We start from the raw sequence: 23,033 nt of genomic DNA, 5'->3' as shown, positions 1-23,033 counted from the left end.
CGTCGCTTCGTCCCCCGCCCGCAACCTGATCGCTTACTTCATCGGCCAGACTGCATCGGCCACCGCCGCCTGCGACGGGAAGATGGTGACGAACTTGCCGCCGACATATTGCAGCAGGACCGGATCGGCATCGTTGTTCTGGCCCATCTCGTCGAACTTGACGCGCTTCCAGGGCATGATGGTCTGCTCGCCCGGCATCTCGGTCGCGGCCAGCGCGTCACGGATCTTCTCGCCCTCGGTCGATTTGGCACGGTTGATGGCGTCCGCCATGATGATCATGGCCATGAACTGGCGCGACGTGTTGTCGTTGAGGTCCTTGCCCGACTTCGCCTTGAACAGGTCGTTGATCTTGCCGACCATCGGCCGCTTGGCGGCGAGATCGAGCGAGAAGCTGCCGCGGGTGATCGCACCCTCGAGCTTGTCGCCGACTGCGTCGTACAGCGCCTTCTCGGAGAAGCCGGCGGCCTGCGCCACGATGGCGTTCGGCTTGTAGCCGAGTTCGGCCATGGTCTTGACCAAGAGGATGCCGTCGGTGGTGTAGCTGGAAGGCATCAGCACGTCGGCATTGGCGGCCTTGAGCTGCTGCACCTCGGCCGACAGCGACGGCGAGTTGGCGCGGTACTTGATGTCGGCGACGATGTTGTAGCCGCGCTCGGTCGCGAGCTTGGTCTGCGCGTTGGCGGAGTCGGTGCCGAAGATCGTATCTTCGTGGAACAGCGCCAGCGTGTTGGCCTTGGCGCCCTTCTTCTTCATCGCATCGAGGAAGTCGAACATCCCGGCCGAGAACATCTCGTCATGCGGCGAGGCGCGGAAATAATACTTCAGGCCGCGGCGATGCAGGCTAGGCGAGGAGTTGTCCGCCGAGATGAACGGGGTCTGGTAGCGTTCGCAGATCTGGCTGATCGTCACCGCAACCGCGCTCTGATAGGAACCGAGGATGGCGCAGACCTTTTCCTGCGTAATCAGCCGCTCGGCTTCGGCGCGCCCCTTCTGCGGATCGCCCTGGGTGTCGGCATAGACAATACGGATCTTGGCACCGCCGAGACCGGGCAAACCTACGCCCTTTGCCAGCGGAAGATCGAAATCCTGGTCGTTATTGATGATGTCGATCGCGGTCTCGAAAGCACGCTGCGCATCGACACCCACCTGCGCGCCGGAGCCCGACAGGGGATAGGTTGCGCCAATCACCACTTCAGACGTTTGCGCGCGCGCAGCTAATGGCAGCAGCGCAGCGGCGGCGGTGGCTCCGAGCAGTACATCGCGGCGAGTCATCGTCATTGGCTAAAGTCCCCTGTTATCCGAATTTTTGCGCGTATCGAATGAAGCGATTGGCAAAGAGCGTAAAGCCCGAAGAAACAGCAAACGCTGCCTACTAAATCACGGCCATGGTCTTGTTCTTCAGATCCGTCACCAGCATCAGGCCGGGCGAATGCGTGATCGCGAACGGCAGCTTCGCGGCGTTGATAACCGATTGCGGCGTCACGCCGCAGGCCCAGAATACCGGAATCTCGTCTTCGGCAACAGGTACGGGATCGCCGTAGTCCGGCTTGGCAATATCCTTGATGCCGATCAGATGCGGATGGCCGAGATGCACGGGCGCACCGTGCACGGCGGGATAGCGCGAGGTGATCTGCACCGCGCGGATCGCATCGGCCGGCTTGAACGGGCGCATCGACACCACCATGGGGCCGGCGAACGGACCGGCCTCGCCGCAGGCGATGTTGGTGCGGTACATCGGCACGCGCACGTTCTTCTCGATGTGGCGGATCGGCATGCCCTCCTCGAGCAGCGCCTCCTCGAATGAGAACGAGCAGCCGAGCACGAAGGTAACGAGGTCGTCGCGCCAGTAGCTCTTCACGTCGGTCGGCTCGTCCACGACCTCGCCGTCGCGCCAGACACGGTAGCGTGGCACGTCGGTGCGGATGTCGAGGTCGGTGCCGAGCGAGGGGATGTAAGGACTGCCGACGTCGGACATGCCGATGATCGGGCACGGCTTGGGATTGAGCTGGCAGAAGCGGTGAAAGGCGCCGGCATATTCCGCCGGCAGGATCGCCAGATTGCCCTGGACACATCCGGGGGCGACGCCGGCGGTGGAGGCAACCAGCCCCTCGCGGTAGGCGAGCCGGGCCTTGCGGCTCGGGAGGGTGTCGGGTGTTTCAGTTTGCTGCGCTGCCACCAAAACAGTCATGTGATCGACCTGCCTATAAACTCGACAAAGACAAACCAACACCAAGCGTGCTATAAAGTCTAATCGTCGTTTCTAATCAATCTCGATAAATATGATTTATCGATCGGGAAAATCCTTCCAATGCTGGACTTCAGGTCGATTGAGACGTTCCTGTGGGTTGTGAAGCTCGGCAGCTTCCGCGGCGCCGCGCAACGGCTCAACACCACCCAGCCGGCGATCTCCCAGCGCATCGCCCAGCTCGAGCGCGAGATGGGCGTGAAGCTGCTGAACCGCGATCATCGCGTGGCGTCACCGACACCGAGCGGCCGGCAGATGATGGTCTACGCGGAGAAGCTGATCGGCCTGCGCGCTGCGATGATGGCGGAGATCGGCGACCGCTCGGCGATGCGCGGCGTGATGCGGCTCGGCGTCGCCGAGACCATCGTGCACACCTGGCTGCCGCGGCTGGTCAAGAGCGTGAACGAAATCTATCCGAACCTGTCGCTGGAGATCGAGGTCGACATCACGCCGAATCTCACCGCGCGCCTGCTCGCGCAGGAGATCGAGCTCGCTTTCGTCGTCGGACCGCTGTCCGCCTCCGGCGTGCACAACCGCGTGCTCGCCGATTATCCGATCGGCTTTCTCGCAAGTCCCTCGCTCGGGCTCGGCAAGGGCCCGCTGACGCCGGCGGAGCTCGCGCGGTTTCCGATCATCACCTTCCCGCGCAAGACCAAGCCTTACGAGGTCGTGCGGGAGGTGTTCGACCGGCCCGAGCTGCCGCCGATCCGCCTGCACGCGTCCGCCTCGCTGGCGACCGTCATCCACATGGCGGTCGAGGGACTCGGCATCGCCGTGATTCCCGACGCCATCGTCGAGAACGAGCTCGCCGACGGGCGCCTGCAGCTGCTCGACACCGACCTCGCCATCGCACCGCTGACGTTCACCGCGAGCTGGCTCGCCTCTCCCGACGTCGTCGCCGTGGAGCGCGTCGCCGAGCTTGCACGGCAAATTGCGCAGAGCAGCCTCGCGGTTGACGCGCCCGCACAGGCGCGTCATTGAAAAAGGCGCCGGACAAAAAGAGAGAACGACCGCATGAGCCGAGCCGCCACCAACCTGCAAATCGATTCCGCCCGCCTGTGGGGCTCCATCCACGAGACCGCGCAATTCGGCGCGACGGCCAAAGGCGGCGTGCGGCGGCTGACGCTGAGCAGCGAAGACAAGCAGGTGCGCGATTGGTTCCGCAAGGCCTGCGAGGATGCCGGACTGGACGTCCACGTCGATGCGCTCGGATCACAGTTCGGCCTGCGCAAGGGCCGCGACATGTCGAAGCTGCCCGTCGGCATCGGCTCGCACCTCGACACCCAGCCGACCGGCGGCAAGTATGACGGCATCCTGGGAACGCTCGGCGCGCTGGAGGTGATCCGCACGCTGAACGATGCCGGCATCGAGACCGAGGCGCCGATCTGCGTCGTCAACTGGACCAACGAGGAAGGCTCGCGCTTCGCACCTGCGATGATGGCCTCCGCCGCCTATGTCGGCGACTTCACCACCGACGACATTTTGTCGCGCAAGGATATCGATGGCACGACCGTCGGCCAGGCGCTCGACAGCATCGGCTATCGCGGCGACAAGCCGGTCGGCTTCCAGAAGCTCGGCTGCTTCGTCGAGCTGCACATCGAGCAGGGTCCAATTCTGGAGGCGGAAGGCAAGACCATCGGCGTGGTCGATTCCGGCCAGGGCGTGCTCTGGTACGACGGCAAGATCTCCGGCTTCGAGAGCCATGCGGGCTCGACGCCGATGCCGCTGCGGCGCGATGCGCTGGCGACCTTGTCCGAAATCGTGCTGGCGATGGAGTCCATTGCGAAGAAGCACGGACCGAACGCGGTCGGCACCATCGGCGAGGCCGTGATCGCCAATCCCTCGCGCAACGTCATTCCCGGGGAGATCGCCTTCACCATGGATTGCCGCAGTGCCGACGGCGCCATCATGGATGCGCTCGATCGCGATCTGCGTGCGGCAATCGCCGAGATCGGCGCGCGCCGCAAGGTCGAGGTCAAGATCGATCTCGTCTGGCGCAAGCCGCCGACGCATTTCGATCCGAAGCTGATTGCTGCCGTCGAGAATGCCGCGACGACGCTCGGCTATTCCTCGCGCCGCATCACCTCCGGCGCCGGCCACGACGCCTGCAACCTCAACACGGTCATGCCGGCCGCGATGGTGTTCGTGCCCTGCAAGGACGGCATCAGCCACAACGAGCTGGAGGATGCGACGCAAGGCGACTGCGCCGCGGGCACCAACGTCCTCATGCATACCGTGCTGGCGATCGCCGGCGTCGCGTCCTGACCGGAGAGAATTATGCGCGGAGTTTTCGTCGACGCCAATGAATCGCTGGCCGTGATCATGGAACGGCTGGAGAAGCCCGGTGACCCCAAAGTGCGGATCAACAGGAACCCCGACATCACACCCGAGCAATATCCGGAAGTTCTCGACGGCGCCGAGATCGCGATCGTCGACCACACCGCACTGCCGACGGAGGTCGCGAAGAAATGTACCGGGCTGAAGCACGTCGTGTTCCTCGGCACCGGCGCGCGCAGCTACATGAATCCGGAAGAGCTCGCCGAGCTCGGCATCTCCGTGCATCTGATCAAGGGCTACGGCGACACGGCGGTTGCGGAATCCGCGATCGCGCTGATGTGGGCGTCGGCCCGCGTCATCGCGATGATGGACCGCGAGATGCGGGCCGGGAACTGGCTGCGCGAGGACGGCATGCAGCTCACCGGCAAGACGCTCGGCCTGATCGGCTTCGGCGGCATCGCCGCGGAGGTCGCGCGCATTGCGTCCGGTAGCGGCATGAAGGTGATCGCCTGGAACCGCTCGCCGAAGAGCCACGCGAGCGTCGAATTCACCGACCTCGACAGCGTGCTGGCCAGAAGCGACGTCGTGTCGTTGCACCTGCTGCTCAACGACGAGACGCGCGGCATGATCACGCGCGAGAAGATCTTCGCCATGAAACGCGGCGTCATCCTCATCAACACCGCCCGCGCCGCCGTGGTCGACGAGGCCGCCATGATCGACGCGCTGAAGTCGGGCCATATCCGCCACGCCGGCCTCGACGTCTTCAACATCGAGCCCCTGCCCGGCGATCATCCGCTGACGAAGCTGCCGAACGTGACGCTGTCGGCGCATTCGGCCTTCCGCACGCCGGAGGCGAGCGAGAACCTGATTGAGGCGGCGCTGGTTCACTGCCGCCGGATCGTGAAGGGATAAGAGCAACAACAATGGCCGACTATCGCATCATCAAGGCTGAGCCGCTCACCAATGTGGTCCGCGCCATCGTCAAGGCCGGCGGCTCCTCGGAGCGCGAGGCCGAGCTCGTATCGACCAATCTGGTCGAGGCCAATCTGAGGGGACATGACTCCCACGGCGTCGGCATGATCCCGCGCTATGTCCAGAGCGTCACCAATGGCGGCCTTGCCGTGAACCAGCACGTCAAGATCGTGCTCGACACCGGTCCGCTCCTCACGCTCGACGGCCTCACCGGCTATGGCCAGGTGATCGGTCATGAGGCGATGGAGTTGGCGGCTGAGCGCGCCAAGCGCAACGGCGTGTGTCTCGTCGGCCTCTCCAACTCGCACCATATCGGCCGCATCGGCCACTGGGCCGAGCAGTGCATCGACCACGGGCTGGTCTCGATCCACTTCGTCAACGTGATCTCGCGGCCGATCGTGGCGCCCTGGGGCGGCAGCGATGCGCGTCACGGTACCAATCCGTTCTGCGTCGGAATCCCGCGCGCCGGCAAGGATCCCATCGTGCTCGACTTCGCCACCAGCAGGATCGCGCAGGGCAAGACCCGCGTCGCCCACAACAAGGGCGTCGCGCTGGAGCCCGGCACCATCATCGACAATGAAGGCAAGCAGACGACCAACCCGCGCTACACCGTGATTCCGCCGTACGGCGCCATCCTCCCCTTCGGCGAGCACAAGGGTTCGGGACTCGCGCTCGTGTGCGAGATCCTCGGCGGTGCGCTCTCCGGCGGACAGGTGGTCAAGGGTCCGTCCGAGGGCAAGTACAACGTCCTCAACGGCATGCTCTCGATCGTCATCGACCCGACCAAGCTCGGCACCGCCGAAAACCTCGCGCGCGAGGTCGAAAGTTTCGTCGCCTGGCACACCGGCTCACCGCCCGCGCCCGGGGTCGACAAGGTGCTGATCGCCGGCGACCCGGAACGCGAGACCAGGAAGAAGCGCCTTGCCGAAGGCATTCCAGTCGATCCAACGACGTGGCAGGAGATTCTGGAGGCCGGGAAGAAGTTCGGGCTGGATCAGGCTGCGATCGAGAAGATCGCAGGCTAGTTGCGACCGCAGCGCATCCTCGGCGTCGTTACGACCTCATGGATGATTGCGCACGGGAGTGTGGACGACGGCGAAGCATCGGCTCGCCCGCGGGGCGGATTTGAACCGGCCCGCGTTGCCTCGCGACAACGCGGATATCCCGGCTCATATCCGCTTTCGAGGTTCACATGCTCTCCCGTCTCGCAAAGTTCATGTCCGGCTCCGCCGAGCCATCACCCGCAGCCGACCTCTACCGGCAACGGCTCGCCATCTATGAGAGCGAGCTTGGCGAGCCCGAGCACACGTTCGCGGACAACGCAGAGCGCCGGATCGACATCCACGCCTTCGGCCGCGATTTCGTCCCGGTCTGCCGGGAGGGCTCCGACGAAGGCTATGTCCTCCTGACCAACGGCATGAGCGAGCAACGGATGCACGGTGTCCCAGGGGACGCGATGCCACGAGCCGAGCTGATGTGGTACGTCCGCGAGCCGACCGAGGAGGTCTGGGCCAATCTGCGCTGGCTGGCCAATCTGCCGTTCATCGACACGACCTGGTTGGGCTTCGGCCATCGCGTCGCGCTTCCGTGGCCGCCGGTTGCGGGAACAGACTTCCAGACGTTCCTGTTTCTCACACCGATCATCGGCCCCGACAAGGAGATCGCCGAGGCGTTGGAGATCGCGGGCGATCCCGTGGAGATCTTGACCGTGAACCTGATCTCGCAGCAGGAGCTCGCGCTGATCAAGTCCAGGGGACTCGACCCGTTTCTCGACCTGCTCGATGACAACGACTACCCGCCGATCTTCGATCCGGCGCGGAAATCGTATGTTTGAGGCCTAAGCCAAAAGCACTGCTGCCCTTCCCTTCTCCCCTTGCGGGAGAAGGTGGCGCGAAGCGCCGGATGAGGGGTTCTCTCGGCGAGCAATTCTGCGAATGATAGATCTGTCTCCGCGGAGACAGACCCCTCACCCGTCTCGCCGCTGCGCGGCGAGCCACCCTCTCCCACAAGGGGAGAGGGAAAGATCGACGCCTCAGTCCACCATCTCGGCGACCGCCTTGCCGCACGTGGTCGTGTCGGCATTGCCGCCGAGATCCTTGGTGCGCAGCGTGCGTTCAGCCAGCGTGCGCTCGATCGCCTCGACGATCGACTTGCCGGCTTCCTTCTCGCCGAGATGCTCGAACATCATCGCGCCGGACCAGATCGCGCCGATCGGGTTGGCGATGCCCTGACCTGCGATGTCGGGTGCCGAGCCGTGCACCGGCTCGAACACCGAGGGAAAATCGCCTTCGGGATTGATGTTGCCTGACGGCGCGATGCCGATCGTGCCGGTGCAGGCCGGGCCGAGATCGGAGAGGATGTCACCGAACAAATTCGAGCCGACCACGACGTCGAACCAGTCCGGATGCAGCACGAAGTTCGCCGTCAAGATGTCGATGTGGTACTTGTCCCACTTCACGCCCGGAAACTTCTTGGCCATCGCCTCCACGCGCTCGTCCCAATAGGGCATGGTGATGGAGATGCCGTTGGACTTGGTCGCCGAGGTCAGGTGCTTCTTGGGCCGCGACTGCGCGAGCTCGAAGGCGAATTTCAGGATGCGGTCGACGCCGGTGCGGGTCATCACCGTCTGCTGCGTCACGAACTCGCGGTCGGTGTCCGGGAACATGCGGCCGCCGACCGAGGAATATTCGCCTTCGGTGTTTTCGCGCACCACCCAGAAATCGATGTCGCCGGGCTTGCGCCCCGCCAGCGGCGACGGCACGCCGGGCATCAGCCGGACCGGGCGCAGGTTGACGTACTGGTCGAACTCGCGGCGGAACTTGATCAGCGAGCCCCACAGCGAGACGTGGTCCGGGATCTTGGCCGGCCAGCCGACCGCACCGAAATAGATCGCATCGTGCTTGCCGATCTTCTCCTTCCAGTCGTCAGGCATCATCTGGCCGTGCTTCTCGTAATAGTCCCAGGACGAGAAGTCGAAATGGTCGAAATGCAGCGAGACGTTGTGCTTCTTCGCCGCCGCCTCCAAAACGCGCAGGCCCTCCGGCATCACCTCCTTGCCGATGCCATCGCCGGGAATGACCGCGATCCGGTATTGTTTCTTGCTCATCGAGAACGTCCTTGGTTGGTCCGGCAGCCGCCGCGTTTTGACCGCACTGCAATGGACCAAACGCGGCGGCAGTGCAACGCTGCACTGCAATGTTGACCATGGCGCGGGCGAGCGCCTACTGATTTGATCCTGTTCCCACGAACGAGTACCCCAATGGATCTGCATCTGCGCGGCAAGCGCGTCCTGATCACCGGCGCGTCCAAGGGCATTGGCGCAGCCGCTGCCGAGGCCTTCGCCGAGGAAGGCGCGCATCTCCTCCTCGCGGCGCGCAGCGGCGATCAGCTCAAGGCGCTGGCCGACCGCTTGCGCGCCGCGCACCAGATCGACGCCGCAACGAGCATCGTCGATCTGCGCAAGGAGGACGACGTGGCCCGGCTGGCGAAAGAAGCCGCCGACATCGACGTGCTCGTCAACAATGCCGGCGACATCCCCGGCGGCTCGATCGACAAGATCGACGAGGCGGCCTGGCGGCACGCCTGGGAATTGAAGGTGTTCGGCTATATCAACCTGACGCGCCACATCTACGCGCAGATGAAAGCCAGGGGCGGCGGCGTCATCGTCAACGACATCGGCGCGGCCGGCGAAAAGTTCGACGCCAACTACATCTGCGGCAGCGCCGGCAATGCGGCGCTGATGGCGTTCACCCGTGCGCTCGGCGGCAAGAGCCTCGCCGACAACATCCGCGTCGTCGGCATCAATCCCGGCCCCGTCGGCACCGACCGCCACGTCACCCTGCTCAAGACGCGGGCCAAGCACCAGTTCGGCGACGAGACCCGCTACAAGGAATTCCAGAAGAGCCTGCCGCTCGGCAGGCCCGCGCATGCGCGCGAGATCGGCGACCTCATGGCGGTCCTCGCCTCGGATCGCGCCGGCTATACCTCGGGCGTGATCTACACGGTCGACGGCGGCATCAGCGCGGGGTGGGGATAACATTATCCTCGTCATTGCGAGCGCAGCGAAGCAATCCAGGAATGCCTCTGTAGCAACCAGTCTGGATTGCTTCGTCGCTTCGCTCCTCGCAATGACGAGCTTCGAATAAGCACAGGAGTAAGCTAATTGTCCCAAGATCTGATCCGCGAAACCGCCTGCACCGTCGTCGACAAGCTGCGCTCCGGCGACGTCTCGCCGCTCGAGCTCTTGGACGTGCTGGAGAAGCGCATCAAGCAGGTCGACGGCAAGGTCAACGCGCTGCCGACGCTGTGCTTCGATCGCGCGCGGGAGAGCGCGAAGACACTTATGCAGAAGCCGGCGGGTGCGCGCGGACTGCTCGCCGGGCTGCCGGTTCCGATCAAGGATTTGACCGATGTCGCGGGCGTGTTGAACACGCAGGGCTCGCCGATCTTCAAGGACAACATCCCCGCGAAGTCCGACCTCATGGTCGAGAACCTCGAGGCCAACGGCGCGGTCGTCTACGCCAAGTCGAACACGCCGGAATTCGGCGCCGGCGCCAACACGTTCAACGAGGTGTTCGGCGCGACGCTCAATCCCTGGGATACGACGAAATCGGCCGCAGGCTCCTCCGGCGGCGCGGCGGTGGCACTGGCGACCGGCATGGCCTGGCTCGCCCAGGGCTCCGACATGGGCGGGTCGTTGCGCAGCCCGGCGGCCTTCTGCGGCGTCGTCGGCATGCGGCCGAGCATTGGCCGCGTCGCACATACTCCGAAGTCCGGCATCGATCGCAATCTCGGCGTGGTCGGCCCGATGGCGCGCAACGTCGAGGACCTCGCGCTGCTGCTGGACGCGATGAGCGGCGACTATGCCGACGATCCGCTGTCGCTGCCGGCTCCGGCAACCTCGTTCCTGTCGGCGGCCCAGGCGGGCAAGAGGCCGAAGCGCATCGCCTATTCGCCCGATCTCGGCATTACCCCGGTCGACCCCGAGGTGAAGGCGATCACGCGCAGGGCCGCCCAACGTTTCGCGGAGGCGGGCGCCATCGTCGAGGAGGCGCATCCGGACTGGCGCGAGGCGCACGAATGCTTCCACGTGCTGCGCGCCTTCGATTTTGCAATCACCAAGGCCAATCTGCTGCGCACCAAGCGCGACCTGCTCAAGCCCGAAGTGATCTGGAACATCGAGGAAGGCCTCAAGCTCACGGTCGAGCAGCTCGCGCGTGCCGAGGCGCAGCGCGTCGGTATGACGGCGCGGGCGGTCGAGTTCTTCAAGAGCTACGATCTGTTGCTGACGCCGACCACGATCGTGCCGCCCTTTCCGATCGAGCATCGCTATGTCGCCGAATGCGCCGGCAAGAGGTTCGACAATTACATCGAATGGCTCGGCATCGTATACGCCATCACGCTGGCCTGCTGCCCGTCTCTCTCGCTACCCTGCGGCTTCACGGCCTCGGGCCTGCCGGTCGGCGTTCAGGTGGTCGGCGCGCCGCGCGCCGATGCGCAGGTGATTGCCGGCGCGAAGGTGCTGGAGGATATTCTGGGCCTGCGCGCCACGACGCCGATCGATCCGAAGGTGAAGAACTAGCCGCGCTTTCGTGCCCCGGACGCAGTGCAGCGCTATCCCGGCGATGCGAAGCATCGTCCGGTCAGCGTTGCGCTGCAGAGCCGGGGCCCATCTCTCCGCGACCTCCCCTGCAGCCCTGGGTCCCGGCTCTGCGGCGCAGCGCTGAAGCGCTGCACCTTGTCCGGGACACGAGGCCTCACCTCCCGCGCGTCGCCTCCAGGCTCCGGCTGTAGCGCGACATCGCAAAGCAGAAGACGAAGTAGATCGCGGCAACGAAGATATAGACTTCGACGGAAAACTGCTGCCAGGCGGGATCGATGATCGCGGTCTTGGCCGTCGTCAGCAGGTCGAATATGCCGATGATCAGCACCAAGCTGGTGTCCTTGAAGAAGGCGATGAAGGTGTTGACCAGCGGCGGGATGACGTGGCGGATCGCCTGCGGCAGGATGATCAGCCGGTGCTTGCGCCAGTAGGACAGGCCGAGCGCGTCGGCGGCTTCATATTGCCCACGCGGCACCGCCTGAAGCCCGCCGCGGATCACTTCGGCGAGGTAGGCGCCGGCGAACAGGATGATCGCGATCTGCGCGCGCAGCAGCTTGTCGATGTTGAATCCGGCCGGCATGAACAGCGGAAACATCACGCTGGCCATGAACAGCAGGCTCACCAGCGGCACGCCACGGATCAGCTCGACATAGAGCACGCTGAGCGAGCGGATCGCCGGCAGTTTTGAGCGCCGGCCGAGCGCGACCAGGATGCCGAGCGGAAAGCCGAAGGCGAGGCCGAACGTCGCCAGGATCAGCGTGACCGGCAAGCCGCCCCAGCGATCCTGCGAGACGAAGGACAGGCCGAACACGCCGCCCCACATCAGCACGCTGATCAGCGCCAGTGCACCGATCCAGAGATAGACCAGCTCGCGCCGCCACAGCGCGCGGCGGGTCGAGAGGGTGTACAGCGCAATGAACAGCACGACCGATAGCGCCGGCCGCCACTGCTCGTCGAACGGATAGGTGCCGAACAGGATGAAGCGGTACTTTTCGGGGATGATGGCCCAGCAGGCGCCGAGGCCGCGCGCGGCGCGACAGGCGCTGGAATCGTTTGTGGGCGTCAGCCAGACCGCGTTGGCGATACCCCATTGCACGAAGCTGAAAATGCCCTTGGCGAGCAGCGCCAGCAGCAGGACGGTGAGGATCCCGTTCGGGATCGAGGAGAACAGGTTCTTGCGCAGCCAGTGCAGCACCGGATTGCCACGCTGCGGACGGCGGGCAGCTCGAGGCGCCTCCGGCATGTCGGTGATGGCCGTCATGATCAGCGCTCCACCAGCGCGATACGCGAATTGTACCAGTTCATGAAGAAGCTGATGGACAGGCTGATGGTCAGGAACACCGCCATGATCAGCGCGATTGCTTCGATCGCCTGCCCGGTCTGGTTCAGCGTGGTGTTGGCGATCGAGACGACGTCCTGGTAGCCGATCGCGACCGCGAGCGAGGAGTTCTTGGTCAGGTTGAGATACTGGCTCGTCATCGGCGGCACGATGACGCGCAGCGCCTGCGGCAGGATGATCTGCCGCAGCATGAAGCTGCGGCGCAGGCCAAGCGCGTTGGCGGCATCCCACTGGCCGCGCGGCACGGACTGGATGCCGCTGCGCACGATCTCTGCGATGAAGGCCGAGGTGTAGGTCACCAGTGCGATCAGCAGCGCGAAATATTCCGGCGCGAGCGTCAGCCCGCCGACGAAATTGAAGCCGCGCAGCTGCGGCCACTCGATCGTCCAGGACACGCCGAGCACCAGCGAGACCGCGGCCGGCGCCACGACGACGAGACCGAGCGCAGACGGCCAGACCGGCCGCGGCTTGCCGTCGCGCATCTGCTGCGCGACCAGCCACCGACGGAAGAGGAAGAACACTGCGCAGCCCAGCAGCGCGGTGCCGAGCACCGTGAGCTGCGGCGGCCCGAACGGCATCGCCGGCAGGATCAGGCCGCGATTGGACAGGAACACGCCCTCGACGGGCCGCCACGCGGCGCGTGCAGCCGGCAGCGCCTGCATCATCACGTACCAGAACAGCAGCTGCAGCAGCAGCGGGATGTCGCGGAGCGTTTCGACATAGACCGCCGCAAGCCGCGACAACAGCCAGTTGGCCGACAGCCGCGAGATCCCGATCAGCGTGCCCAGGATCGTCGCGAGCACGATGCCAATCACGGCGACGCGCAAGGTGTTGGCGACGCCGACGACGAAGGCCCAGAGATAACTATCCCTCGGATTGTAGGCGAGCAGGCTGTCGGCAATCGGCATGCCGGCCTCGCGACCGAGAAAGGCGAAGCCGGTGGTGATGCGCCGGGCCGAGAGATTGGTGACGGTGTTGGACCAGAGGAAGGCGATCACCCCGACCGCGATGCCGACCACCAAGGCCTGCCAGAACAGGCCCTTCAATTCGTTGCGCCCGAGCACGAAGCGGCGACGCGGCGGTGCTCTGGGATGATCGGCGGTCACAGCACAAAAATCCTTCTTCAAATGCAGCGATTTCCGGCGACGCACGTCAAGTGTTGCACCGAACTGAAATTCATGCAACAAATGTTTCATGGCCGAGCCCGCGAAATCCTCGCCCCTGAGCGAACTGCGCATCGCATTGCCATCGCTCCCCCTGCGCTTGCAGGAGGTCGGCCGTTTCGTCGCCGCCAATGATTACGACGCCACCACACGTTCGATGCGCGATCTCGCGGCGGAAGCCGGCGCCGATCCCGCCGCGTTCACGCGGCTTGCGAAGGCGATCGGCTATTCCGGATGGGACGAGCTGCGCGCGGCGCTGACCGAGGCGCGCCGGCCATCGCAGACCGCGCCCTTCTCCGGCCGCACAAGAGGCCGCCGTCACGGGCCGAACGCCGATGTTACGCTCGTCATCGACAAGCTCGAGGCCGAGGCCGCGGGCCTTCCACGCATCCCGGCCCAGCCGATCGCGGAAGCGGCGCGCGCGCTGCACGAGGCCAAGCGGATCTGGATCGCGGGCTACCGCAGCTGCCGCAGCGTCGCGGAGCTCCTGAATTATGAGCTGCGCCTGTTCCGGCCCGAACAGGTGCAGCTCGTCGGCACGTCCGGGCCTGATGATCTCGATCTCGGCGCTATCAGGCCCGGCGAAGCCGTCATCGTCATCGGCTTCCTGCCCTACACCCATGCCAGCGTCCGCGTCGCGCAGGCCGCTCATCGCAGCGGCGCAACGCTGGTCGCGATCGCGGACAGCCTCGCGGCACCGATGGCCGAGGGCGCCGATCACGTGCTGCTGTTCGAGGCAGCGTCCTCGCCCGGCTTTTTCCCCAGCCTCACCGGCGCGATCGCGATCGCGCAGTCGCTCGCGGCGGTCACGTTCTCGCTCGGCGGCGCCGCCGCGAAAAAGCGTCTGGAAAATACCGAGTTGCGGCTCAGTGCTGCCTCCACCTACGTCTCGGAGAAAGGTTGACCCATGAGCACCCGCACCAGCCGCGTGCTGCATCGCTCGCTGCGCGAAACGCCGCCCAAGGCGATCGGCGGCGAAGGCGTTTATCTCTTCGCCGAGGACGGGCGTCGCATCATCGATGCCTCCGGCGGCGCGGCGGTCTCCTGCCTCGGCCACCAGCATCCGCGCGTCATCGCGGCGATGGCCAGGCAGGCCTCGACGCTGGCCTATGCCCACACCGCCTTCTTCTCTTCCGAGCCGGCCGAAGCGCTGGCCGAGCGGCTGGTCGGGCATGAGCCCGGCGGTCTCGCCTACGCCTATTTCGTCAGCGGCGGATCGGAGGCGATCGAAGCCAGCATCAAGCTGGCGCGGCAATATTTCATCGAGCGCGGCCAGCCGCAGCGGCAGCATTTCATCGCGCGGCGGCAGAGCTATCACGGCAACACGCTCGGCGCGCTCGCCGCCGGCGGCAATGCCTGGCGTCGCGCGCCCTATGCGCCGCTGCTGTCGAGCGCTTTCAGCCACGTCACGCCGGCGTTCGCCTATCACGAGAAGCGCGAGGGCGAGTCGGATGCGCAGTTCGTCGCCCGCCTCGCCGCCGAGCTCGACGCCGAGTTCCAGCGGCTCGGCTCCGACACCGTGGCGGCCTTCCTCGCCGAGCCCGTCGTCGGCGCCACCGCCGGCGCCGTGACCGCCCCGGACGGCTACTTCAAAGCGGTGCGCGAGATCTGCGACCGGCACGGTGCGCTGCTCATTCTCGACGAGGTCATGTGCGGCATGGGCCGCACCGGCACGACGCATGCCTGGGAGCAGGAAGGTGTCGCACCCGATATCCAGGCAATCGCAAAGGGGCTCGGTGGCGGCTATCAGCCGATCGGGGCCATGCTCGCAAGCGGCAAGATCATCGACGCCATCCGCTCGGGCTCGGGCGCATTTCAGCACGGCCACACTTATCTGGCACACCCCCTCGCCTGCGCCGCCGCGCTCGCGGTGCAGGATGTGATCCGCGACGACGGTCTGCTCGACCGCGTGAAGGAGCGCGGCAAGCAGCTCGAGCAGCGCCTGACGGAGCGTTTCGGCAATCACCGCCATGTCGGCGACATCAGGGGCCGAGGCCTGTTCTGGGCAATCGAGCTCGTCGCCGATCGCGCTAGCCGCGCCGCGTTCGATCCGGCGCTCAAGCTGCACCAGAAGATCAAGGCCGAAGCCTTCGCGAACGGGCTCGGCTGCTATCCGGGCGGCGGCACCGTCGATGGTGTGCGCGGCGACCACGTGCTGCTCGCACCGCCCTATATCGCCTCGGCGGACGAAATCGACCTGATCGTCGACAAGCTCGGCACGGCCGTCGACAACGTGTTGCGTAGTGTCAATCACTGAGGGGAGAGTAGTATGAGGAAAGTGGTTATCGCAGCGGGCCTGCTCGCGGCATCGACGGTGATGGCGTCGGCGGCGACGCTCGATACGGTGAAGAGCCGCGGCACCCTGGTGTGCGGCGTCAGCGCCGGCTTTGCCGGCTTCTCGGCACCGGACTCGCAGGGCAATTACAAGGGTCTCGACGTCGATTATTGCCGCGCGCTGGCGGCGAGCGTGCTCGGCGACCCCACCAAGGTGCGCTACGTCTCGTTGACGGCACAGAACCGCTTCACCGCCTTGCAATCGGGCGAGATCGACGTGCTCTACCGCAACTCGACGCAGACCTATTTGCGCGGCGTAACGCTCGGCCTGCGGCAGGGCCCGATCAACTTCTACGACGGCCAGGGTTTTGTCGTGAAGAAGGACCTCGGCGTGAAGGAGCTGAAGGACCTCAAGGGTGCCACCGTCTGCGTCGCGCAGGGCACCACGCACGAGGTCACGCTCGGCGATTACGGCCGCGCCAACGGCATCGACTGGAAGCCGCTGGTGTTCGACCGCATCGACACCATGTACCAGACCTTCTTCGGCGGCCGCTGTGATGCCATGACCCAGGACGCTTCCGCCCTCGCCGGCGCGGTGACCACGGCGGCGCCGAACGCGGCCGACTACATCGTGCTGCCGCAGACCATCAGCAAGGAGCCGCTCGGACCCTTCACCCGAAACGGCGACGAGGTCTGGAGCGACATCATCACCTGGCTGCATTACGGCCTGATCGAGGCCGAGGAGCTCGGCGTCACGCAAGCCAATGTCGAGGAGATGACGAAGTCGCAGACGCCCGCGATCCAGCGGCTGCTGGGCGCCAGCGGCGATCTCGGCTCGCGGCTCGGGCTCGACAACAAATGGCTGGTCACGGCGATCAGGGCCGGCGGCAATTACGGCGAGATTTTCGAGCGCAATGTCGGCAAGGCGAGCCCGCTCAAGCTCGATCGCGGCCTCAACGGCCTCTGGAGCAAGGGCGGCTTGATGTACGCCATTCCGTTCAAGTAAAGGTGCTCCGTGTCCCGGACGCGCTGCAGCGTGCAACGCTGCTGCGCAGGGCCGCGACCCAGCAACGACAATGGGCCCCGGCTCTGCAGCGCAATACTGCGCATTGCGCTGCGTCCGGGGCACGAGACCTCCCAGGTAGTCACCTTCCATGACGACGCCCCCTCGCATCGCCCTTATCCACGCCCTCAAGCATTCCATCGCCCCGATCGAGGCGGCGTTTGCGCAGGCGTGGCCCGAGGCGCGGCTGATGAACCTGCTCGACGACAGCCTGTCTGCAGACCTGGCGCGCGACGGCACGCTCACTGATGCCATGACCGAACGCTTCCTGGCGCTCGGCGATTACGCGGCGGCGACGGGAGCGGATGGCATCCTGTTCACCTGCTCCGCCTTCGGCCCTTGCATCGAGGCCGTCGCGCGCGCGCATGCGCCGATGCCGGTGCTCAAGCCGAACGAGGCCATGATCGAGAGGGCGGTGACCATGGGCCAGCGCATCGGCCTGCTCTCGACCTTTCCGCCGACGCTGGCGTCGATGCCGCCCGAGTTTCCCGCTTCGGTCGAGGTCGTGCCGAAACTTGCCGAAGGCGCGCTGGCAGCGCTCGACCACGGCGACCGCACCACGCATGACCGGCTGATCGCAGACGCCTCAAGGAGCTTGCGCGATTGCGACGTCATCGCGCTGGCGCAATTCAGCATCGCCGCGACCGCGCCGCTGGTTGCCGAGGCCACGGGCCGCCCCGTCGTGACCACGCCGGACAGCGCGGTCGAGAAGCTGATGAGATTCCTGAAGGCGAAGGCCTAAGCGCCGGCCTTGGTCCGACGCCGCGCATCCTTGATCGCGACCGCAAGCGCAGCCTTGGTCTCGTTGACGAAATCCTCGACCAGCTCCTCGCGCGTGGCGTGCGCCGCCTCGCCGGTGAACAGGCCCTGCTCGGCCAGCATCACCACCCCGTGCAGCGCCGCCCAGATCTTGAGCGCCTGCCGCTCGCGCAAATAACCCACGGCGGGCGCTTCCAAAGCTTCGATGACGAGCGCAAAGGTCTCCCGCGTCGCTGCGTGCAACTCGCTGCCCTTGGCCGCGCAGGACACCGTGCGTGAGGCGAACATCAAGCGGTAAATGCCATTCCGGCGCAGACCGAAATCGAGCGTCGCCTGTGCGAGCCGCGAGAGCTTCGATTGCTTCGACGACTTTGCCATCGCTTCGCGCAATAGCGCTGAGAGCTGCCGGAATGCTTCCGCGGTGACGGCGGCGAGCAGCGCCTCGCGGTCGGCAAAATGCCGGTACGGCGCCGGCTGCGAGACGCCGAGCTTCTTGGCAAGTGCCTTGATGCTGATCGCCTCGGCGCCGCCCTGCTCCGCCTCGTGCAGCGCGGCCTCGATCAACGCATCGCGGAGATCGCCATGGTGGTAGGTCTTCTCGGGCTTGCGGGCTGGTCGTGAACGCATGTCGGGGCGAAGCCTATAAGTTTGCGCTTGACAGGGGAAGCCCGCCGCGAATGTAATAGCATATAACTTAAACAAAACCGGGATGAGGGAACGCGCCGCCCTTCGGGCCCTCGCGCGCACACGACCAAGGAAGCCGAAAATGGCAGAGCGACTGAAGGTTCACGTCGATCCGGACAAATGCCAGGGCCATGCCCGCTGCAAGGCGCTCGCGCCGGAGCTTTTCGAGCTCGACGAATACGGCAACGCGCACGAAGCCGGCGACGGCACCGTCCCGCCGGGGCTCGAGGACAAGGCCTGGCTTGCGAAGTCCAACTGTCCGGAAATCGCAATCGATGTGATCGAGGAATAACGCGGCCGCGGCCGCCCCGCGTGCTTTCAGCGAACACGAGCCAAGGGATTCCCTGCCATGTCCGATGTCGACCAGCCCGCCGCCCATCCGCCCGTGACCGACTGGGTCCATGACTTCGACCACACCGATCCGCAATGGACGGAGGACCCCTTCCCGATCTGGGACGAGCTGCGAGCCGCAAGCCCCGTGGTGCACACGAAACGCTTCCTCGGCTGCTACCTTCCGACGACCTATGAGGCCGTGCGCGAGATCGCCAACGACTCCGAGCACTTCTCCTCACGCCGCATCATCGTCCGTGACGTGCGGCCGGAAATCACCAGCCGGAACGCGGCCCCGCCGATCACCTCCGATCCGCCCGAGCACAAGCCGGCCAAGCAATTGTTGCTGCCGCCCTTCACGCCGGACGCGATGAAGAAGCTCGAGCCGCGGGTCCGCGCCATCTGCAACGAGCTGATCGACGACTTCATCGCCGAGCGGCGAGTGGACGCTGCGGCGCGCTACACCAAGCACATTCCGGTTCGGGCGATCGCGCACATGCTCGGCATTCCCGAGAGCGACAGCGACCTTTTCATCAATTGGATCCACATGATCCTCGAACTCGGCATCAGGGACGAAAGCAAGCTGCTCCAGGCCGTGCAGGAGATGACGGCCTATTTCGGCGGCCACATCGAAGCGCGCAAGAACAAGCCCACCGACGACCTGATCTCCTACCTGATGAACGCCAGGGACAAGAACGGCAATCCGCTCGAGGACAGCCATGTAATGGGCTCGCTGCGCCTGCTGCTGATCGCCGGCATCGACACCACCTGGAGCGCGATCGGCTCCTCGCTCTGGCATCTTGCGAAGACGCCGGCCGACCGCGAGCGGCTGATCGCCGAGCCCGGGCTGATACCGACCGCCGTGGAGGAGCTGCTGCGCGCCTATTCACCGGTGACGATGGCGCGCGAGGTGGTCAAGGAGACCACGGTGTCCGGCTGTCCGGTCAAGCCTGGCAACATGGTGCTGCTGTCCTTCCCGGCCGCCAACCGCGACCCCAAGATGTTTCCGGACGCTGACAAAGTCGTGATCGACCGGCGTGAGAATCGCCACGCCGCCTTCGGTCTCGGCATCCACCGCTGTGTCGGCTCCAACCTCGCGCGCATGGAAATGCAGGTGGCGCTGGAGGAATGGCTGAAGCGGATTCCCGACTTCCGGCTCGATCCGGCAGGCACCGTGACCTGGTCACAGGGAACGGTCCGAGGCCCACGCCAGTTGCCATTTTTGCTCGGAAAGGCGATGTAAGCCTTCCCGAAGCGAAGGAAGCGGACAGGCCTGTCATGGCATGCGCGACACCAAGCACGCCTCCGCCATGCATCGCCACGAGCAGGCCATGACCGACGAGACGCCATCCGACAGCAAGCTGACGCGCACCAAGGAGAAATGGGCGCGCGAGGGCCGCTTTCTCACCGGCAAGATCACACGGCCGGAGGATCAACGGCTTCCACCCGGGCAGCACCTCACCAAGGACTGGCCGGTGCTCGATCTCGGGGTCACCCCGCCGGTCTCGCGCGAGCGCTGGCGGCTCGACGTCTATGGCGCGGTCGAGGTGCCCGTGTTCTGGACATTTGCCGAGTTCGCCGCGCAGAAGCAGTCCCGGTTCACCTCGGACATCCATTGCGTCACGACCTGGTCGCGCTATGACAACGAGTGGGAAGGGCTCGCCACGCGTGAGCTGCTGGCAGCCTGCCAGCCGCGCGAGGATGCCCGCTTCGTCGTGCTGCATTCCTACGACGGTTACACCACCAACCTCGCGCTGGAGGATTTTGCCGCCGAGGACGCGCTGCTCGCCCACAGCTGGTCCGGCCAGCCGCTGACGGAGGAGCATGGTGGCCCGGTGCGGCTGGTGGTGCCGCACCTCTATTTCTGGAAGAGCGCGAAATGGCTCCAGGCCATCGAATTCCTGACCGAGGACGCGCCGGGCTTCTGGGAAGTCCGCGGCTACCATAACCGCGGCGATCCCTGGGCCGAGCAGCGCTATTCGGGCGATTAAATTCGAGCAAGAACGGGGGAAGCCCATGCCGACGGAACGCTTTCAATTCACCGGCGAAGGCGGCCATCAGCTCGCGGCCGCGCTGGAGCTGCCCGACGGCGAGCCCGCGGCTTTCGCGCTGTTCGCGCACTGCTTCGCCTGCGGCAAGGACACGCTGGCAGCAAAGCGGATTTCCGTGGCACTGGCGGCCAGGGGCATCGCTGTGCTGCGCTTCGACTTTACCGGGCTCGGCTCGAGCGAAGGCGATTTCGCCAATTCGACGTTCTCCTCCAACGTTGCCGACCTCGTGCGCGCAGCCGATCATCTGCGTGACATCCGCAAGGCACCCTCGATCCTGATCGGCCATAGCCTCGGTGGCGCCGCGATCCTCGCCGCCGCGGGACAGATTCCGGAGGCGAGAGCGGTGGCCACCATCGCGGCGCCCTCGGATCCCGCCCACGTCACCGGCCTGTTCAGGGAGCATCTCGACGACATCCGCGCGCAGGGCGAGGTCGAAGTCTCGCTCGCGGGACGGCCGTTCCGGATCAAGCGCGAATTCCTCGACGACATCGCCGAGCAAGCGCTGATGAAGGACGCCACCGGCCTACACAAGGCGCTGCTGGTGATGCATTCGCCCGTCGACGACACCGTCGGCATCGACAACGCGACGAAGATCTTCGTTGCGGCAAGACACCCCAAGAGCTTCGTCTCGCTCGACCATGCCGATCATCTTCTGACCAAGCCTGCCGACGCGCTCTATGCGGCCGACGTGATCGTGGCCTGGGCGAGCCGTTATGTCGATGCAGCGAAGCCCGCGAAGGCGATGGATCTACCTGAGGAGCCGCGGAAGGTCGTGGTGCAGGAGACCCGCAAGAGCAAATTCAACCAGGCCATCACGGTCGGCCCACATCATCTGGTGGCTGACGAGCCGCTCGCGGCCGGCGGCGCCGATGCCGGACCCGGCCCGTACGATTTCCTGCTCGCCGGCTTGGGTGCCTGCACCTCCATGACCATGCGCCTTTATGCCGACCGCAAGTCGCTGCCGCTCGACCGCGTCACGGTCACGCTGAAGCATTCCAAGATCTACGCCAAGGATTGTGCGGAATGCGAGACCCGCGAGGGCATGCTCGACCAGATCGAGCGCGACATCGCGATCGACGGCGCGCTCGATGCCGAGCAGCGCAAGAAGCTGATGGAGATCGCCGACAAGTGCCCGGTGCACCGCACCCTGACATCGGAGATCCGCATCGTGACCAAGGCGGTGGAGTAGCTCAAGCGGCCCGCGAGTCGGCTTCGGCGGCCTGGAGCGGTTGAACCCGCAGCGCACCGCGCAGCCCTGCCGCGGTGCCGAGCAGGATGCCGGCAACCGCGACGAACGAGCCAAGCGCGAGCGTAGACACGCCCGTGAGCCCCTGCCCGATCGAGCAGCCGAATGCCATCACGCCGCCGATCCCCATCAGCGCAGCGCCGGCCCCTGAGCGCAGCATGTGGCGTGGCGACGAATAGCCCTCGAGCTTGAAGCGGCGAGTTGCGACTGCCGTCACCAGACTGCCAGTGAAGACGCCGGCGACCGTCGCGATGCCGAAGTTGAGCGTCAGCCCGGTCGAGAGCATGGCATATTGCAGGGCATCCGCGATCGGCGCGACGAACGTAAGGGAGGTCACGGGGACCGGATTGAAGTCGTCGGTACCGAGATAGCCGGTAACCAACCAGCCGCCGGCGACGAGGAGGCCCACGATGACGCCCGCTACGATCTGACCGGGCGAGCGGCGGAACGCCGGATGCGCGATAGCAAACAGGATCAGCGCGACGACGATCGTCGCGGCTGCCAGTGCGCGCGCAGCCGCCTCGGTGAGTCCGAGCGTCGCGAGCAAGGACGGCAGCGAATTCGCGTTGACCGTAGTTTGCGAAGCCTGGACCAGCGCGAGACGCCCCGGCGCGATCAAGCCCTTCAGCGTCATCTGCGCGGCGATCGCCAGCACGATCACGACCACGAAAGAGCGGAGATTGCCGCGGCCGAGCAGCACCAGCGCCCGCGAGCCGCAGCCGTTCGACAGCACCATGCCGTAACCGAACAGCAGGCCGCCGAGGAACAGCACCGCCGGCGAAAACGACGGCTGCAGATAGATCGACTTGCCGAGATCGACCGTGCCGCTGCCGGCAAGGAGCTGGCTGGCGGCGATCGCAACCGCAATCGCCAGCGCATAGCTCCGCACCAGTCGCCCATCACCCTCCGCCAGCCACCCGCGCATGCTGCTCATCAGGCAGAAGCCGCTGAGCAGGCCGACAGCGCCGTAGACGAGGCCGATGACGAGACCGGCGAGGATGACAAGTTGCGTGGATTCCATCGGTTGT

Annotated in this window: 22 protein-coding genes; 15 read left to right on the top strand and 7 right to left on the bottom strand. The window is 65.6% G+C overall.

The window, feature by feature from the left end; genetic code table 11:
- Positions 1-33 precede the first annotated feature (33 nt).
- On the bottom strand, positions 34-1,278 hold the full coding sequence (locus N2602_RS12580; protein ID WP_260382820.1) for an ABC transporter substrate-binding protein: 1,245 nt from the start codon (positions 1,276-1,278) through the stop codon (positions 34-36).
- Between the two features lie 94 nt (positions 1,279-1,372).
- Complete coding sequence (locus tag N2602_RS12575) at positions 1,373-2,188, bottom strand: putative hydro-lyase (protein WP_172784059.1); 816 nt, start codon at positions 2,186-2,188, stop codon at positions 1,373-1,375.
- A 120-nt stretch (positions 2,189-2,308) separates the two neighbouring features.
- Between N2602_RS12575 and N2602_RS12570 the strand changes: the two genes are divergently transcribed.
- From N2602_RS12570 to N2602_RS12550, 5 genes are all read left to right on the top strand, one after another.
- Positions 2,309-3,226 (top strand): LysR family transcriptional regulator, encoded by a 918-nt coding sequence (locus tag N2602_RS12570; protein ID WP_172784058.1) that lies wholly within the window; start codon positions 2,309-2,311, stop codon positions 3,224-3,226.
- 33 nt (positions 3,227-3,259) lie between these two features.
- Positions 3,260-4,510: a Zn-dependent hydrolase gene (locus tag N2602_RS12565; protein ID WP_172784057.1), complete on the top strand. Its 1,251-nt coding sequence runs from the start codon at positions 3,260-3,262 to the stop codon at positions 4,508-4,510.
- A gap of 12 nt (positions 4,511-4,522) precedes the next feature.
- A complete protein-coding gene (locus N2602_RS12560; RefSeq protein WP_260382819.1) occupies positions 4,523-5,434 on the top strand; it encodes an NAD(P)-dependent oxidoreductase in 912 nt (303 codons plus the stop codon).
- An 11-nt stretch (positions 5,435-5,445) separates the two neighbouring features.
- Positions 5,446-6,519: a malate/lactate/ureidoglycolate dehydrogenase gene (locus N2602_RS12555; RefSeq protein ID WP_260382818.1), complete on the top strand. Its 1,074-nt coding sequence runs from the start codon at positions 5,446-5,448 to the stop codon at positions 6,517-6,519.
- A 167-nt stretch (positions 6,520-6,686) separates the two neighbouring features.
- Entirely contained in the window at positions 6,687-7,328 is a 642-nt protein-coding gene (locus N2602_RS12550) for a suppressor of fused domain protein (protein WP_260382817.1), read from the top strand.
- Between the two features lie 198 nt (positions 7,329-7,526).
- Here the strand turns inward: N2602_RS12550 and N2602_RS12545 are convergent, their stop codons facing one another.
- Complete coding sequence (locus tag N2602_RS12545) at positions 7,527-8,600, bottom strand: tartrate dehydrogenase (RefSeq protein WP_260382816.1); 1,074 nt, start codon at positions 8,598-8,600, stop codon at positions 7,527-7,529.
- A gap of 153 nt (positions 8,601-8,753) precedes the next feature.
- Between N2602_RS12545 and N2602_RS12540 the strand changes: the two genes are divergently transcribed.
- Positions 8,754-9,530 (top strand): SDR family oxidoreductase, encoded by a 777-nt coding sequence (locus N2602_RS12540; RefSeq protein WP_260382815.1) that lies wholly within the window; start codon positions 8,754-8,756, stop codon positions 9,528-9,530.
- A 126-nt stretch (positions 9,531-9,656) separates the two neighbouring features.
- Positions 9,657-11,075: an amidase gene (locus tag N2602_RS12535; RefSeq protein ID WP_260382814.1), complete on the top strand. Its 1,419-nt coding sequence runs from the start codon at positions 9,657-9,659 to the stop codon at positions 11,073-11,075.
- A 175-nt stretch (positions 11,076-11,250) separates the two neighbouring features.
- Here the strand turns inward: N2602_RS12535 and N2602_RS12530 are convergent, their stop codons facing one another.
- Entirely contained in the window at positions 11,251-12,357 is a 1,107-nt protein-coding gene (locus tag N2602_RS12530) for an amino acid ABC transporter permease (RefSeq protein WP_260382813.1), read from the bottom strand.
- A gap of 2 nt (positions 12,358-12,359) precedes the next feature.
- Positions 12,360-13,541 carry an amino acid ABC transporter permease gene (locus N2602_RS12525; protein WP_260383646.1) on the bottom strand — a complete coding sequence of 394 codons (1,182 nt, stop codon included), beginning with the start codon at positions 13,539-13,541 and terminating at the stop codon, positions 12,360-12,362.
- A gap of 88 nt (positions 13,542-13,629) precedes the next feature.
- On the opposite strand from N2602_RS12525, the gene N2602_RS12520 reads away from it, so the two are divergent.
- The 4 genes from N2602_RS12520 to N2602_RS12505 all read left to right on the top strand — a co-directional run bounded on the left by N2602_RS12520 (position 13,630) and on the right by N2602_RS12505 (position 17,677).
- Positions 13,630-14,502 carry a MurR/RpiR family transcriptional regulator gene (locus N2602_RS12520; protein WP_260382812.1) on the top strand — a complete coding sequence of 291 codons (873 nt, stop codon included), beginning with the start codon at positions 13,630-13,632 and terminating at the stop codon, positions 14,500-14,502.
- 3 nt (positions 14,503-14,505) lie between these two features.
- Positions 14,506-15,855 carry an aspartate aminotransferase family protein gene (locus tag N2602_RS12515; RefSeq protein ID WP_260382811.1) on the top strand — a complete coding sequence of 450 codons (1,350 nt, stop codon included), beginning with the start codon at positions 14,506-14,508 and terminating at the stop codon, positions 15,853-15,855.
- Positions 15,856-15,867: 12 nt separating this feature from the next.
- Positions 15,868-16,878: an amino acid ABC transporter substrate-binding protein gene (locus N2602_RS12510; RefSeq protein WP_260382810.1), complete on the top strand. Its 1,011-nt coding sequence runs from the start codon at positions 15,868-15,870 to the stop codon at positions 16,876-16,878.
- A 148-nt stretch (positions 16,879-17,026) separates the two neighbouring features.
- Complete coding sequence (locus N2602_RS12505) at positions 17,027-17,677, top strand: aspartate/glutamate racemase family protein (RefSeq protein ID WP_260382809.1); 651 nt, start codon at positions 17,027-17,029, stop codon at positions 17,675-17,677.
- Here the strand turns inward: N2602_RS12505 and N2602_RS12500 are convergent.
- A complete protein-coding gene (locus N2602_RS12500; RefSeq protein ID WP_260382808.1) occupies positions 17,674-18,321 on the bottom strand; it encodes a TetR/AcrR family transcriptional regulator in 648 nt (215 codons plus the stop codon). The two genes, N2602_RS12505 and N2602_RS12500, sit on opposite strands and share 4 nt — an antisense overlap.
- A gap of 139 nt (positions 18,322-18,460) precedes the next feature.
- Here N2602_RS12500 and N2602_RS12495 point away from each other — a divergent pair, with 139 nt between their 5' ends.
- The 4 genes from N2602_RS12495 (at position 18,461) to N2602_RS12480 (ending at position 21,948) form a co-directional block, all read left to right on the top strand.
- Positions 18,461-18,670, top strand: a complete 210-nt coding sequence (locus tag N2602_RS12495; RefSeq protein WP_018648108.1) for a ferredoxin — start codon at positions 18,461-18,463, stop codon at positions 18,668-18,670.
- 57 nt (positions 18,671-18,727) lie between these two features.
- Positions 18,728-19,951: a cytochrome P450 gene (locus N2602_RS12490; RefSeq protein ID WP_172784044.1), complete on the top strand. Its 1,224-nt coding sequence runs from the start codon at positions 18,728-18,730 to the stop codon at positions 19,949-19,951.
- 88 nt (positions 19,952-20,039) lie between these two features.
- The gene (locus N2602_RS12485; protein WP_260383645.1) at positions 20,040-20,699 is read left to right on the top strand and encodes a sulfite oxidase-like oxidoreductase; all 660 of its coding nucleotides are present in this window, start codon (positions 20,040-20,042) and stop codon (positions 20,697-20,699) included.
- Positions 20,700-20,724: 25 nt separating this feature from the next.
- Positions 20,725-21,948 (top strand): alpha/beta fold hydrolase, encoded by a 1,224-nt coding sequence (locus N2602_RS12480; protein ID WP_260382807.1) that lies wholly within the window; start codon positions 20,725-20,727, stop codon positions 21,946-21,948.
- Position 21,949: 1 nt separating this feature from the next.
- Here the strand turns inward: N2602_RS12480 and N2602_RS12475 are convergent, their stop codons facing one another.
- The gene (locus N2602_RS12475) at positions 21,950-23,026 is read right to left on the bottom strand and encodes a YeeE/YedE family protein (RefSeq protein WP_260382806.1); all 1,077 of its coding nucleotides are present in this window, start codon (positions 23,024-23,026) and stop codon (positions 21,950-21,952) included.
- Positions 23,027-23,033 lie beyond the last annotated feature (7 nt).

Origin of the sequence: Bradyrhizobium sp. NC92 (assembly GCF_025200865.1) — a bacterium.
Lineage (GTDB): Bacteria > Pseudomonadota > Alphaproteobacteria > Rhizobiales > Xanthobacteraceae > Bradyrhizobium.
Note: the sequence above shows the minus strand (reverse complement) of the source record. Positions and strands in the feature narration are given on the sequence as shown.

What these genes read in the sequence shown, in the direction of transcription:
- N2602_RS12560 (WP_260382819.1), top strand. Translation starts at nt 4,523, where the DNA reads ATGCGCGGAGTTTTCGTCGACGCCAATGAATCGCTGGCCGTGATCATG.
- N2602_RS12515 (WP_260382811.1), top strand. Translation starts at nt 14,506, where the DNA reads ATGAGCACCCGCACCAGCCGCGTGCTGCATCGCTCGCTGCGCGAAACG.
- N2602_RS12500 (WP_260382808.1), bottom strand. Translation starts at nt 18,321, where the DNA reads ATGCGTTCACGACCAGCCCGCAAGCCCGAGAAGACCTACCACCATGGC.
- N2602_RS12490 (WP_172784044.1), top strand. Translation starts at nt 18,728, where the DNA reads ATGTCCGATGTCGACCAGCCCGCCGCCCATCCGCCCGTGACCGACTGG.
- N2602_RS12520 (WP_260382812.1), top strand. Translation starts at nt 13,630, where the DNA reads ATGGCCGAGCCCGCGAAATCCTCGCCCCTGAGCGAACTGCGCATCGCA.
- N2602_RS12475 (WP_260382806.1), bottom strand. Translation starts at nt 23,026, where the DNA reads ATGGAATCCACGCAACTTGTCATCCTCGCCGGTCTCGTCATCGGCCTC.
- N2602_RS12510 (WP_260382810.1), top strand. Translation starts at nt 15,868, where the DNA reads ATGAGGAAAGTGGTTATCGCAGCGGGCCTGCTCGCGGCATCGACGGTG.
- N2602_RS12480 (WP_260382807.1), top strand. Translation starts at nt 20,725, where the DNA reads ATGCCGACGGAACGCTTTCAATTCACCGGCGAAGGCGGCCATCAGCTC.
- N2602_RS12495 (WP_018648108.1), top strand. Translation starts at nt 18,461, where the DNA reads ATGGCAGAGCGACTGAAGGTTCACGTCGATCCGGACAAATGCCAGGGC.
- N2602_RS12505 (WP_260382809.1), top strand. Translation starts at nt 17,027, where the DNA reads ATGACGACGCCCCCTCGCATCGCCCTTATCCACGCCCTCAAGCATTCC.
- N2602_RS12570 (WP_172784058.1), top strand. Translation starts at nt 2,309, where the DNA reads ATGCTGGACTTCAGGTCGATTGAGACGTTCCTGTGGGTTGTGAAGCTC.
- N2602_RS12565 (WP_172784057.1), top strand. Translation starts at nt 3,260, where the DNA reads ATGAGCCGAGCCGCCACCAACCTGCAAATCGATTCCGCCCGCCTGTGG.
- N2602_RS12485 (WP_260383645.1), top strand. Translation starts at nt 20,040, where the DNA reads ATGACCGACGAGACGCCATCCGACAGCAAGCTGACGCGCACCAAGGAG.
- N2602_RS12540 (WP_260382815.1), top strand. Translation starts at nt 8,754, where the DNA reads ATGGATCTGCATCTGCGCGGCAAGCGCGTCCTGATCACCGGCGCGTCC.
- N2602_RS12575 (WP_172784059.1), bottom strand. Translation starts at nt 2,188, where the DNA reads ATGACTGTTTTGGTGGCAGCGCAGCAAACTGAAACACCCGACACCCTC.
- N2602_RS12580 (WP_260382820.1), bottom strand. Translation starts at nt 1,278, where the DNA reads ATGACGATGACTCGCCGCGATGTACTGCTCGGAGCCACCGCCGCCGCT.
- N2602_RS12555 (WP_260382818.1), top strand. Translation starts at nt 5,446, where the DNA reads ATGGCCGACTATCGCATCATCAAGGCTGAGCCGCTCACCAATGTGGTC.
- N2602_RS12545 (WP_260382816.1), bottom strand. Translation starts at nt 8,600, where the DNA reads ATGAGCAAGAAACAATACCGGATCGCGGTCATTCCCGGCGATGGCATC.
- N2602_RS12550 (WP_260382817.1), top strand. Translation starts at nt 6,687, where the DNA reads ATGCTCTCCCGTCTCGCAAAGTTCATGTCCGGCTCCGCCGAGCCATCA.
- N2602_RS12530 (WP_260382813.1), bottom strand. Translation starts at nt 12,357, where the DNA reads ATGACGGCCATCACCGACATGCCGGAGGCGCCTCGAGCTGCCCGCCGT.